The following is a 12,489-nucleotide window of genomic DNA, read 5'->3' as shown; positions in this document are numbered from 1 at the left end:
GCCAAAACTACTGCTGCAAAACCAGCCGCCAAGCCAGTTGCTAAAACTGCTGCTGCAAAACCGGCCGCCAAGCCAGCCGCAAAACCTGCTGCTGCCAAGCCAGCACCTGCTGCTACCCCGACAGCGTCCACCGCTCCAACTGCATCGGCCAGCAGCACGCCTGCGCCCGTAGCGCCAAGCTCCACTCCAACCAGCGCTTCCTAAGTGCCGGTGGCCACGACGCGCAGCAACTGCAGTGCGTCGTGGTCAAGGTTGGCGGCTTCGGTCGCCAGGCCTTCAAGCCAGCTGTGCTGACCCTTCTCTGGCGGCCATGGCTGCGCCAGCGTTTCCAGACGCACCAATAATTGCCGTTCGGCCTCCAGCTCCAGGGTTTTGACCCGCTCGCGTAACCCCGCCAATTGTTCATCTCGCTGCGCCATAGCTCGCCATTGCACGCGCACCTGCCGCAACGGCTCAATCACTTGCGACTGCCAGGGTTTGGCAACCTGTTCAAGCGCCTCTATCCGTTCGGCTGTCACCGCCACACCGCGTTGTTCCAGCCACGCCCCGCAAAGCAGCAGGCACACATCCGCCCCTTGATTCTGCAAGCGCAGGCAAGCGGCTTCGCACCCTGAGCGGGCGTAAGTCGACAGGGCAAAGCTCCACAGGTCAGCGCACATATTCTCACCCAAGCCAGCGGCCAACGAAGCTGGTAGACTCCGCCGCCATTATGATCCGACTTCAAAGCCTAACATTACAGCGTGGCCCGCAACGTCTTCTTGAAGACGCCGAGCTGACCCTGCACGCCGGTCACAAAGCCGGCCTGATCGGTGCCAATGGCGCCGGCAAATCCACGTTGTTCGCCTTGTTGCTGGGTGAGCTGACCCCGGATTCCGGGGACTGCTTGATGCCCGCCGACTGGCGCATCGCCCATATGCGTCAGGAGATCGATACCCTCGATCGCATCGCGATCGACTACGTGCTCGATGGCGACCTGCGCCTGCGCCAAGTGCAACACGACCTCGCCGAAGCCGAAAAAGCCCAGGATGGCGCCGCTCAGGCCCGCCTGCACTCCGAGCTCGACAGTGCCGACGGCTACACCGCCGACGCCCGCGCGCGCAAAATGCTTGCCGGTCTTGGCTTTACCAACGAGCAGATGGATCGTCCCGTCGCCGACTTCTCCGGCGGTTGGCGCATGCGCCTGAACCTGGCGCAGGCACTGATGTGCCCCTCGGACCTGTTGCTGCTCGATGAACCGACCAACCACCTGGACCTCGATGCGATCCTGTGGCTTGAAGATTTCCTCAAAAGCTACCCGGGCACTTTGTTGCTGATTTCCCACGACCGGGATTTCCTCGACGCCGTGGTCGACAACATCGCTCACGTCGAGCAGAAGAAAATAACGCTCTACCGTGGCGGCTACACCGCGTTCGAACGCGCGCGTGCCGAGCGTATGGCCCAGCAGCAGCAGGCCTACGAGAAGCAACAGGTGCAGCGTGCGCACATGGAAAGCTACATCGCCCGGTTCAAGGCCCAGGCCACAAAGGCCCGTCAGGCCCAGAGCCGGATCAAGGCGCTGGAGCGCATGGAAGAACTGTCGGCAGCGCACGTCGATTCGCCGTTCGACTTTGTGTTCCGCGAGTCGGTGAAGATTTCCAGCCCGTTGCTCGACCTCTCGGATGCGCGCCTGGGTTATGGCGACAAAACCATCCTGGAGAAGGTCAAGCTGCAGCTCACGCCGGGCGCGCGCATTGGTTTGCTTGGCCCTAACGGCGCGGGCAAGTCGACGCTGATCAAGAACCTCTCGGGTGAACTGCAACCGTTGGCTGGCCGCCTGACCCGTGGCGAAAACCTGGTGGTGGGCTATTTCGCCCAGCATCAGCTCGACTCCCTCGACTCCAAGGCCAGCCCGTTGCTGCACCTGCAGCGCCTGGCGCCGACCGAGCGCGAGCAGCCCCTGCGCGACTTCCTTGGCGGTTTCGACTTCCGTGGTGCGCGCATCGACGAACCGGTGCTGAATTTCTCCGGTGGCGAAAAAGCCAGTCTGGCCCTGGCGTTGATCGCCTGGGATCGCCCTAACCTGTTGCTGCTCGATGAGCCCACCAACCACCTCGACCTGGAAATGCGCCTGGCGCTGACCATGGCGCTCCAGGAATTCAGCGGTGCGGTGTTGGTGGTGTCTCACGATCGCCACTTGCTCAAAAGCACTACCGACAACTTCCTGCTGGTGGCCGACGGTAAAGTCGAAGAGTTCGACGGCGACCTCGACGACTACGCGCGCTGGCTGACCGACTACCGCCTGCGCAATGCACCGGCCAGTAACACGCCGGTCAACCCTGACAAAACCGACAAGAAAGCCCAGCGCCAAGCTGCCGCTGCGCTGCGTCAGCAATTGGCCCCGCACAAACGCGAAGCCGACAAGCTGGAAGCTGAACTGGGCAAGGTGCACGAGCGCCTGGCCAGGATCGAAGCGAGCCTGGGCGACAGCGCCGTGTACGAGGCGGCACGCAAGGACGAGCTGCGCGACCTCTTGGCCGAACAGGCCAAACTCAAGGTGCGTGAAGGGCAATTGGAGGAAACCTGGATGGAAGCCCTCGAACTGCTCGAAACCCTGCAAGCGGAGCTGGAGGCGCTGTCCTGATGGAAGCGCTGCAACTGCCGCTGCCGGCGCAATGGGTCGAGCCTGTGTGGATCGGCGTGCAAATCCTGCTGATCCTGCTGGCCGGCTACGTTGCGCAACGCTTTGTCGCCAAAGGCCTCACGCGCCTGGGCGAGCGCTACCCGTTACCGCCGCAACTGCTGATGCCGCTGCGCGGTGGTTTGCGCTGGCTGATCATGGGCAGTGCGCTGATCTTCGTCCTCGGCCGCCTGGGTGTGTCCGCCACCGTGTTGTGGACGGCTCTGTCGGGGTTTGTCGCAGTGGCCGCCGTGGCGTTCTTTGCCATGTGGTCGGTGTTGTCGAACCTGCTGTGTGCGATTTTGATCTTCACGGTCGGGCCATTCCGCCTCGGTGACATCGTCGAGCTGGTGGACACCGTTGACAAGCCTGGTGTGAAAGGGCGGGTAGTTGCGATCAATCTGCTCTACACCACGCTGATCGAAGTGGCAGAGGCGGGTACCGACAGCGCAATGGTACAGGTGCCCAACAGTCTGTTCTTCCAGCGCTCTGTGCGCCGTTGGCCAGGTACCCACGTATTCCCCGGCGACCGCTAGCACTCACACCGTGTAAAAATTGATAGCCAGCCTTTGGCCCGCGGAGTTAGCTTTAGCCACAACCGCTAACTTTCTCCTGAGGTGTGTAATGGCACTCGACACATGGCTGGCCTTTTTCGTGGCCAGTTGGATCATTTCCCTTTCTCCTGGCGCTGGCGCCATCGCGTCGATGTCCAGCGGCCTGCAATACGGTTTCCTGCGCGGTTACTGGAACGCCATTGGCCTGCAATTGGGACTGGCGATGCAAATCGCCGTGGTGGCGGGCGGGCTGGGTGCCATTCTCGCGACGTCGTCTACCGCGTTCTACGCGATCAAATGGTTTGGCGTGGCGTACCTGGTGTACCTGGCCATCAAGCAGTGGCGCGCCTTGCCGATGGACATGTCCGATGATGCGGCCGTGCGCCCCATCGGCAAGCCGATGGCGATGATGTTCCGTGGTTTCCTGGTTAATGCCAGTAACCCAAAGGCCTTGGTGTTCATGCTCGCGGTACTGCCGCAGTTTGTGGACCCGCACGCGCCGCTGCTGACCCAGTACTTGATCTTGGGCGCGACAATGATCAGCGTCGATATGATCGTGATGGCGGGGTATACGGGGCTGGCGTCGAAAGTGTTGCGGCTGTTGCGCACACCTAAACAGCAGAAGCGCATGAACCGTACGTTCGCCGGGTTGTTTGTCGGGGCGGCGGGTTTTCTCGCCAGCCTGCACCGCGCAACGGCATAACTGACTAAACCGGGTCAAAAATTTGGGAGCTGGCTTGCCAGCTCCCACAGTTGTTTTGGGTTGGCTGATTTACCCGATATCAGTGCAAAATTTTCGGCGCTTCATCCCGTGGCAGGTTATTGCGCAATGCAGGCTTGCCCGGGTCTTGGTAGCCCCCGCCCAGCTGCTCTGCCAACTGCCGTGCGACATCCTCACCCAACGCTTTCGACACTTCCCTCACCACACGTGGCCGGTTCAGGCTCACGCGCACATCTCGGCTGTTCACCAGCTTGGTGTCCTGGCCTTCACCCATGGCGGTAAACGCCGAGGTGATTTCGAAGGTGCGGGTGTTGATCAGGCTGAAATCCGCCACCAGTGTCAGGCCCAGTACGGCCGAGTAGCTGTTTGTGTGGTCCAGGGCGTTGATGTCCTGGGTGAAATCGATATCCGACAGCGTGCCGAACAGCACGTAGTCCGCACCTTTGAAGTTACCGGCCTTGATGCGCTTGATCACATCGTAGACGTCACCTTTGGCGTCGGCAGTGTATGGCGTGCCTTGCACCAACTGGAATTGGTGCGACTTGAGGATCTCGCCCTTGATGTCGCCGCTGAATTTGCGCAGCTCGGCCTGTTCGATGTAGCTGGTGCGGCTCTCGTACTCGCTGTAGCTCGACGCGCCGCTGGCTTGATAGGCACTGGCCTGGAAGTTGTTGCTGGCCGAGACCTGGTGGATGTACTCCTCAACCCGCGCCTCATAGGCCAGGTCTGTCACCGCGATCTTCGGGGCGGCTGAGGCGCCAAAGGCGCACAGCAGGCCGATCATGCCGATCCATGCACGCATCTGTCAGCGCTCCGTGGTCTTGCGGATTTCTTTTTCGTCCATCCATTCGGCCAGGCCGCTTTCGACGTCGATCAGTTGCAGGCTGAACTTGTAGAACACGTCCTTGTAGTCCGAGCTGCGCTTGACGATGGAGCTGATGGAGCCTTCCAGGCGGTACTTGGCCGCGACCATGTTGCCGGTTTTGCTCACGGAGGACTTTTTGTACAGGCCGCTCTGGTTCTGCAGCTTGAGTTGGTCGACCTGGCTTTGCATGTCGGTGTTGTCGCTGGCGAAACGTGCCGTGCCGGTCTTCATCAGTTGGGTCTTGATCGACGTGGTGATCTCGCGGGTATCGATGTACTCGCTGGTCTTGTTCTTCACGTCATACACCTGCACCACCGGGCGGCCTTGCAGGATGCCGGACTGCGCCAGGGAGCGGGTCATGCTTTCGGCGATCATCTGCAGGTCGGTGGAGCCGAACTCGTTGGTCACCAGCTCCACGGCTTTGGAGTCGCCATAGCTGATGTTCTTGCCGCCGAGTACCGGCGAGGTGTTGGCGCAACCGCTGGCCAGAAGGGCGGCCACGGCGAGGAACGAAAAACGTGCAAACATGGGGAAATCTCTCTGGAGCGTAAGAAAAGGAAGGCTCAAGGGGTTTTAACTTCGAGACGGAAATCTGCCGCCTGCGGCAGGTTGGCGATGGCCGGCAGGAAGGTCGCCTGATTTGCGTACAGGTTCAGCACTTTCCAGGTTTCTTCATCACCCACCGGGAAGCCGTCGGCACCCAACCAGGCGAAGCGGTAATACATCATCTGGTTGCTGCTGGTGATGTTGCTTAGTTGCACCTTGGCGGTCAGAAAGCCATTTTCGCGGGCGATACGAATGGCGCCGACAGCAATGCCCTTGAACTTGCCCATCACCACGATTTTGCTGGCCGCGCTGCCGGGTTCCGGTGGCGGCGGGGTGGCGCATCCAGCGAGCAGGATCAGCGCCAAGGCGCCGAGGATAAAATGACGCATAGCGTGCTCCTTAAGGTTGTTTGAGGGCGATGGTCTGGCTGGCGGCACCAGGCACCACTTGAGCGGCGAGGCCACCGGCGAATACCTGGTTGCCGACCACGCGCAGCGTGATCACTTGGTAGCGTTGGTCGGCCTTGACCGTTACCAGCGTGCCGCCCAGTGCGCTGGGCAGGCTGACGTGGTGCTCGCCCCGCTTGAGTCGCAGGCGCGTCACTTGGGTCATGTCTGGCAGGGTGCGCCAGGTGCGAGTGTCGGCGCCTTCGGTGACGGCCGAGGCGATGCCCAGCACCAGGCCGGCCATGGGGTTGGTTTTATTCAGATTGTTTTGCGTTATGCCACGGGAGACGGCACGTACGGTGGTGCGCAGGATAATCCCTGGCATGTCGTCACGCAGGGCGCGGCGAGACATGGCGGTGGTGCTGTTGAGCACGGTGAGGTTCTGCGGCTTGCCGTCGACACCGATCTGGGCGAAGGCTGAGGTAGACGTGTCGGCTTTGATTAACGGGAACGACAGCGGAGTGATCACCAGGTTGCCGTCGATAGGGATCGGCAGTGGCAACCGAATCGAATCGCGCGCAGGTGCCAGGCCGCTTTGGACGACTATCAGCACGTCGGTCTCATCGGCGCCGACCCTGGATTTGTCCAGGTCCAACAGGGCTTGTTCAAGCAACGGTGTATTGGGGCGCAACTCGGCGGCCTTGCGGTAGCCGGGTGCAGCCAGGTCTTTCTCGCCCAGGGCTTCGTAGACAAAGCCTGCCAGGTAATGGCTGAACGCACTCTGGTAGCTGTTCTTGAGGCCAACTACTTCCGGCGCATTCAGTGCTTCGATCGGGTAGCCGCGCAGGTCTTTGATCTGGGTGGTCACGCCCTGGCGCTCGGCTTCATTCTCGCGCTTGAGGTATTCCTTGTCGCGCAGGTCGGCGATTACGGCTTCGCGTTCGTGGGTTTTCTTGATTTCGGTACGCGCGTCGTCGAAGTCGTTCAGGGCCAACAGATTCAGGGCCATCTGCGTGGTGAGCATGACTTTTTCGTAGTCATAGCCTTCGTAGCGGCGCACTTTGTCGTTGACCAGGAAGCTGCCGAACTGGGCAAGGTATTTTTCGCTGTCGAACTTGACCGACTCTTCCCACTTGTAGACTTGCAGGTCGGCGCTGCGCCAGGCGGTCTGGCTGCCCGTGAGGTCGCCTTTGGCTCGTAGCAATTCGCCTTTCTCGAAGAAATAGAGCAGGTCTTTGTCTTCGCCGGTGTTGTTCTTTTCCAACAGCGTCAGGGCGCCGTCGACATTGCCCGTCGCCAGTTGCTGGTTAGTGGCTTGCAGCTCAGTGTCGTAGCTGCGAAACATCGAGCAGCCGGAAAGCAAGGTAACCGCCACGAGCGCGAGCGGGGGTAAGGCGCGAAATGCCATGTAAACTTCTTCCCTGAAAGTGTCCAGCTGATGTGATGAATCCTCATAAAAAAAAGGATTTAAATTCCCTTTCGAGCTAACAGGGCGCGGCATTATAAGCGGCATTACTGGCAAAACAATGGCTTTTTGCTGCTATGGAGGTGGCGGAAGTGCTATCGGCCTGCGTGAAAAACCCCTCGTCCCACGCACGGCAAATCACATACGCCTTGAGTCAAACCCGTTAAGCCTTAACAATGTGTTACTTCGTATTTCCCTTTGAGATTCATTCATGATTGCGCCTTTCCGTTTTCTGGCCTGGCTAATGCTGCCGGCCCTGATGTCGTGCAGTTTCAATCTGCTGGCCGCGACGGCCGAGGGTGCACCGCAAGCCCTGCACTTGCTCGACTACATTGGTGCTGACTACCCTCCCACGGTGAAAGCGGGGGAGGTTATCGACGAATCCGAATATCGCGAACAAGTGGAGTTTCTCGGGGTGTTGCAGGGGCTGGTGGCAGAACTGCCGCAGAGGCCGGAACACGCGGAGTTGGTCAAGGGTGTTGAGGAATTGTCAGCGGCTGTAACTGCCCGCCAGGACGGCGCAACAGTCGCCCGTCAGGCGCGTCAATTGGGCGCCAAACTGGCGGTGGCGTACGAGGTCAGCCAAGCGCCGGCAATCACGCCTGACCCGACACGCGGCGCGCCGCTTTACGTGCAACAGTGTTCTGTGTGTCACGGCGCCACCGGTGCCGGTGATGGCCCGGCGAGCGTGGGCATGACGCCGCCGCCCGCCAACCTGCGCGATGCCACGCGCCTGGACCGCCTGAGTCTCTACGCGATTTACAGCACCCTCGGCCTGGGCGTCGAAGGCACTGACATGCCTTCGTTCGCCGACCAACTGGATGACCGCCAGCGCTGGGATTTGTCCACCTACATTGCCGGTTTCACCGCCGACGCGGTTTCTGCCAAGAGCGAACAAACGTTCAATCTGGCCGACTTGGCGCGTTTGACGCCCAATGAAGTACTGGCAGCAAGCGGCCCTGCTGCCGCCGCGACCTTCCGCGCCCAGCGTGCGCAGCCTCCACAGGTCAAACGTGGCCCGGCGCAGTTGCTCGACTACACCGCCACCACCCTGGACAAAAGCCTCGCCGCATTCCGCAACGGTGACCACGAACAGGCCTATGACCTGTCGGTGGCCGCGTACCTGGAAGGCTTTGAGCTGGTGGAAAGCTCCCTGGACAACGTCGACGCCAACGTGCGCAAAGACACCGAGAAAGCGCTGATGGCTTATCGGCAGTCGTTGCAGGACGGTTTGCCGATCGAGCAGGTGCAGCAGCGGCTGGACGTGGCCAAGGGCAAACTTGCCGAATCTGCAGGCTTACTGGGCAGCGACGGCCTGAGCTGGTCGTTGAGCTACATCTCCGGCTTGCTGATCCTGTTGCGCGAAGGCCTGGAAGCCATTTTGGTTCTGGCGGCGATCCTCGCCTTCCTGCGTAACACCGGCCAGCAATCGGCGGTGCGCAGCGTCAACGTCGGTTGGGGCTTGGCGTTGTTGGCCGGTTTGGCCACGTGGGCGTTGGCCGCGTATGTGATTGACGTGAGCGGCGCCCAGCGCGAATTGCTCGAAGGCTGCACGGCGCTGTTCGCCAGCGTGATGGTGCTGTGGCTAGGCGTGTGGATGCACGACCGACGCCACGCGGCGGCCTGGCAGGACTACATCAAGAGCAGCCTGGTGGGCGGCGGCGGGCGGTTCGGCTTTGCCATGCTGGCGTTCTTCTCGGTGTACCGCGAACTGTTTGAAGTGATCCTGTTTTACGAAACCCTGTGGCTGCAAGCAGGCCCGGCCGGGCACAACGCGGTGCTGGCCGGTGGTGCCACGGCGCTGGTGCTGCTGGTGGGGTTGGCTTGGGTGATCCTGCGCGGTTCGGCGAAACTGCCGCTGGCGTTGTTCTTTGGCATCAACGCGGCGCTGCTGTGTGCGCTGTCGGTGGTGTTCGCCGGGCATGGCGTGAAAGCCTTGCAGGAAGCCGGCATCTTCGGCACGCGGCCAGTGGCGTTCTTTGACTTTGACTGGCTGGGTATTCATGCCGATGCGTATTCGCTGAGTGCGCAGGCGGTGGCGATTCTGGCAATTGTGGTGCTGTATGGCCGCAGCCGCTTGGCCGAGAAGCGCCGAATTACCGCTTAAGCGGATACAGACAGTGTGGGAGCGGGCTTGCCCGCGATGGCGGCGTGTCAGTTGATGGAAGGTTGACTGAGCCACTGCTATCGCGGGCCAGCCCGTTCCCACATCAGGATGTGTGGTCGATGTGAGGAGTGTTTATGCGCGTATGGATCGATGCCGATGCCTGCCCCCGGGCAGCCAAGGATCAAGTGGTGAAGTTCGCCCTCAAACGCCAGTTCGAGGTGGTGCTGGTGGCCGGTCAGAGCCAGATCAAGCCAGGCTTTTCATGCGTAAAGCTGATCGTGGTGCCCAGCGGCCCGGACGCCGCGGATGATTATCTGGTGGAGCACGCGGTGCCCGGCGAGCTGGTGATCTGCAGTGACGTGCCGCTGGCCGACCGTCTGGTGAAGAAGGGCGTAACGGCCCTCGACCCGCGCGGCAAGGAGTTCAGCCCGGCGAACATGAGCGAGCGGCTGGCGGTGCGCAACCTGTTCACCGATCTGCGCGAGCAGGGCCAGATGGGCGGAGGCCCGCCGCCCCACGGGGAAAAGGACAAGCAGGCGTTCGCCAATTCTCTGGACCGAATCCTTACCCGGTTGATGCGCCAAGCCTGAAGGGCGGTGAGAGCTCGTGGCGAACCGGTTAGCTGTGGTGAGCAGAATTGTTGTGGTGAACGGCCTTGTCTTGGTGAGCAGGCCTGTTGTGGCAAACGGGCTCGTTGTGGGGAGCAGGCTTGTTGTGGCGAGCGGGCTTGCCCCGCGTTGGGTGGCGAAGCCGCCCCATTTTCAGGCAACGCGGTGTGCCAGTTAATCCGCGGTTTCAGGGTTTGGGGCCGCTACGCAGCCCAACGCGGGGCAAGCCCGCTCGCCACAACAAGCCCGCTCACCACAACAACTCTGCTGGTCACAACTACCTGGCTCACCACAACAAGCCTGCTGGCCACAACTGATCAATCGTTCTCGTGAGTCAGCTCCAACACCCGGTCGACCAGCTTGTTGATCCCCGACGCGACCTCACTGATGCTCTTGCCCACCATGTAGGCAGGTGTGCTCACCAACTTGCGCGCGGTGTCTTCGACGATGTCTTCCACCGAGCATTCGTGGTGGGTGGCGCCCATTTTGTCCAGCGCTGCCGCGGTGTCGGGGCAGTTGCCGATGGTGCAGATCACGCCAGGACCGTAGATTTTCGCAGCCAGCGCTGGCGAAATGCAGATCAACCCCACCGGCTTGCCGGCTTCGGCAAAGGCCTCGGCCAACGCCAGAACCTGCGGGTTGACGCTGCAACCGGCGCCCTCAACGGCAAAGTTCGACAGGTTCTTCGCCGCGCCAAACCCGCCCGGTACGATCAGCGCATCAAACGCGTTGGCGTCGGCTTCGCTTATGTCTTTCACCTCGCCTCGGGCGATGCGCGCCGACTCCACCAACACATTGCGTGACTCGGGCATCTCTTCGCCGGTGAGGTGGTTGATGACGTGCAACTGCGCAATATCTGGCGCAAAACATTGGACCTGAGCGCCGCGCTGGTCCAGGCGCAGCAAGGTGATCACGCTTTCGTGGATCTCTGCGCCGTCGTACACGCCACAGCCTGAAAGGATCACTGCAATCTTTTTGCTCATGGGCATTTCTCCATTTTTTGTGCCGTTAAATGTCTACTAATTTGCCACCTGTTGCCAATGGGATCCCGGGCCGCTACACCTAATCTTGATGTAACAAAAACAAACCGGACTAGCCCATGGACTTCGTGTCTTACGCGGTACCGTTTTTCATCGCCTTGATCGTGGTGGAGCTGCTCGCCGACCGCTGGCGCGGTGCGCGCAATTATCGGGTGGCCGACGCCATCAACAGCCTCAGCACCGGCTTTTTTGCTGAGCTGGATTTTCTACCTGCCCCTGGCCGTGCTCGGCGTGCCGCTGCTGGTGTTTATCAGTGTGGCCTCGCTCAACCTGCTGTACCCATTCTGGGTGCATACACGCCATGTGCCAAAGCTTGGCTGGTTCGAGTGGTTCTTCGTCACGCCGTCCAATCATCGGGGCTCATCACGCACAGAACGCTCTCTACATGGATCGCAACTACGGCGGCGTGTTCATTATTTGGGACCGACTGTTTGGATCTTTCCAGGAAGAAGACGACAACGAACCGGTGACCCTTTGGTGTGACCACGCCGTTGGCAAGCTGGAACCCGCTGTGGGCCAACCCGCAGTTTTATGTGCAGTTATGGCGTGATGCGCGACGCACTGAGCGTTGGCGCGACAAGCTGCGTATCTGGTTCATGCGCGCTGGCTGGCGCCCTGAAGACGTGAAAGCCAGGTACCGAACCGCCCATGGGCGCTGAGGGCTGAGCTTTTGCTGCTGGGGCTGAATGTGCCGTTGGTATGGCTGGCGCCATTGGTCGGGTTGTGGCCAGCGAGCAGCGTGGGCTGGCTGGGTCTGGTGAGTTACAGCGCTCTGAGCGTGATCGGTCTCTACTGTTGCAGAGACCGGCTTACTCGACTGGCGTCTTAGGCGCTTCCACTTGGGCGGGCTCGGCGGCAAGCCGGGCCTTGGCGTCAGCGTCGGCCTGGCGGGCAATGCGTGCGTTTTTAAAACGGCGGCGCAACCAGAGGCCGAGGCCCAGCAACAGCAATGCACCCAATACCCACAGCTCATACTTCTTGACGCTGCCCAGCATGCCTTCCAGCACGGCGCCGAAGTGATAGGCAGCAGCCCCCAACGCGGCGGCCCAGATCGCTGCGCCGATACCGTTGAGGATCAGATAGCGCAGAGGTGGGTAACCAGACAGGCCAATCGCCACCGGCATCACCGTGCGCAATCCGTAGACAAAGCGGAAGCTCAGCACCCAGATATCCGGATGCTTGCGGATGTGCTCCAGCGCCTTGTCGCCCATCAGCTGCCAGCGTGGCTTGCGCGCCAATAGCTTGCGCCCGTGCTTGCGCCCCATGTAATACCACAGCTGGTCGCCGGCGTAGCTGCCGAAAAAGGCAACGACCACCACCAGGTTGATATCCATGTATCCACGGAACGCCAGGAAGCCTGCGAGTACCAGAATGGTCTCGCCTTCGAAGAACGTGCCGAGGAAGAGGGCAAAGTAGCCGAAGTCATGCAGAAATTGTTGAAGCATGGTCTAGGGTGCTGGCGAAATGAACGCGCAGCCTACGCCTTCACGAAGATTCATGAAAGTATCGAGATGTGTCACGAAGTGAACAATTCCTACGGA

Annotated in this window: 12 protein-coding genes and 1 pseudogene; 6 read left to right on the top strand and 7 right to left on the bottom strand. The window is 60.9% G+C overall.

Annotated features, from left to right (window positions below):
• Positions 1–200 precede the first annotated feature (200 nt).
• Entirely contained in the window at positions 201–659 is a 459-nt protein-coding gene (locus Q7C20_RS18070; protein WP_375069194.1) for a TIGR02444 family protein, read from the bottom strand.
• 50 nt (positions 660–709) lie between these two features.
• Between Q7C20_RS18070 and Q7C20_RS18065 the strand changes: the two genes are divergently transcribed.
• The 3 genes from Q7C20_RS18065 (at position 710) to Q7C20_RS18055 (ending at position 3,913) form a co-directional block, all read left to right on the top strand.
• The gene (locus tag Q7C20_RS18065; protein WP_375069192.1) at positions 710–2,620 is read left to right on the top strand and encodes an ATP-binding cassette domain-containing protein; all 1,911 of its coding nucleotides are present in this window, start codon (positions 710–712) and stop codon (positions 2,618–2,620) included.
• Entirely contained in the window at positions 2,620–3,192 is a 573-nt protein-coding gene (locus Q7C20_RS18060; RefSeq protein WP_375069190.1) for a mechanosensitive ion channel domain-containing protein, read from the top strand. The genes Q7C20_RS18065 and Q7C20_RS18060 overlap by 1 nt, the downstream gene beginning before the upstream one ends.
• An 88-nt stretch (positions 3,193–3,280) precedes the next feature.
• Positions 3,281–3,913, top strand: coding sequence for a LysE family transporter (locus Q7C20_RS18055; RefSeq protein ID WP_375069188.1), 633 nt, complete (start codon positions 3,281–3,283; stop codon positions 3,911–3,913).
• 79 nt (positions 3,914–3,992) lie between these two features.
• Here Q7C20_RS18055 and Q7C20_RS18050 read toward each other — a convergent pair whose 3' ends face one another.
• From Q7C20_RS18050 to Q7C20_RS18035, 4 genes are read right to left on the bottom strand one after another with little or no spacing between them, the layout of a single operon-like run.
• Positions 3,993–4,733, bottom strand: coding sequence for a penicillin-binding protein activator LpoB (locus Q7C20_RS18050; RefSeq protein WP_348058794.1), 741 nt, complete (start codon positions 4,731–4,733; stop codon positions 3,993–3,995).
• A 3-nt stretch (positions 4,734–4,736) separates the two neighbouring features.
• Complete coding sequence (lpoB, locus tag Q7C20_RS18045) at positions 4,737–5,324, bottom strand: penicillin-binding protein activator LpoB (RefSeq protein WP_375069186.1); 588 nt, start codon at positions 5,322–5,324, stop codon at positions 4,737–4,739.
• A 35-nt stretch (positions 5,325–5,359) separates the two neighbouring features.
• On the bottom strand, positions 5,360–5,731 hold the full coding sequence (locus Q7C20_RS18040) for a YcfL family protein (RefSeq protein WP_375069184.1): 372 nt from the start codon (positions 5,729–5,731) through the stop codon (positions 5,360–5,362).
• A gap of 10 nt (positions 5,732–5,741) precedes the next feature.
• Complete coding sequence (locus Q7C20_RS18035; RefSeq protein ID WP_375069182.1) at positions 5,742–7,136, bottom strand: COG3014 family protein; 1,395 nt, start codon at positions 7,134–7,136, stop codon at positions 5,742–5,744.
• A gap of 268 nt (positions 7,137–7,404) precedes the next feature.
• On the opposite strand from Q7C20_RS18035, the gene Q7C20_RS18030 reads away from it, so the two are divergent.
• On the top strand, positions 7,405–9,300 hold the full coding sequence (locus Q7C20_RS18030) for an FTR1 family protein (protein WP_375069180.1): 1,896 nt from the start codon (positions 7,405–7,407) through the stop codon (positions 9,298–9,300).
• A 134-nt stretch (positions 9,301–9,434) separates the two neighbouring features.
• Positions 9,435–9,890, top strand: a complete 456-nt coding sequence (locus tag Q7C20_RS18025; RefSeq protein WP_348058785.1) for a YaiI/YqxD family protein — start codon at positions 9,435–9,437, stop codon at positions 9,888–9,890.
• A 335-nt stretch (positions 9,891–10,225) separates the two neighbouring features.
• Here the strand turns inward: Q7C20_RS18025 and elbB are convergent, their stop codons facing one another.
• Positions 10,226–10,891 (bottom strand): isoprenoid biosynthesis glyoxalase ElbB, encoded by a 666-nt coding sequence (elbB, locus tag Q7C20_RS18020; RefSeq protein ID WP_375069178.1) that lies wholly within the window; start codon positions 10,889–10,891, stop codon positions 10,226–10,228.
• A gap of 116 nt (positions 10,892–11,007) precedes the next feature.
• Here elbB and Q7C20_RS18015 point away from each other — a divergent pair.
• A pseudogene (locus Q7C20_RS18015) lies at positions 11,008–11,777 on the top strand (sterol desaturase family protein).
• Here Q7C20_RS18015 and Q7C20_RS18010 read toward each other — a convergent pair.
• Positions 11,758–12,393 (bottom strand): DedA family protein, encoded by a 636-nt coding sequence (locus Q7C20_RS18010; RefSeq protein WP_375069177.1) that lies wholly within the window; start codon positions 12,391–12,393, stop codon positions 11,758–11,760. The pseudogene Q7C20_RS18015 and the gene Q7C20_RS18010 sit on opposite strands and share 20 nt — an antisense overlap.
• Between the last annotated feature and the right edge of the window lie 96 nt (positions 12,394–12,489).

The sequence above is a fragment of the Pseudomonas sp. AMR01 genome (genome assembly GCF_041946035.1).
Lineage (GTDB): Bacteria > Pseudomonadota > Gammaproteobacteria > Pseudomonadales > Pseudomonadaceae > Aquipseudomonas > Aquipseudomonas antarctica_B.
This window is presented reverse-complemented; position numbering and strand designations above follow the sequence as displayed.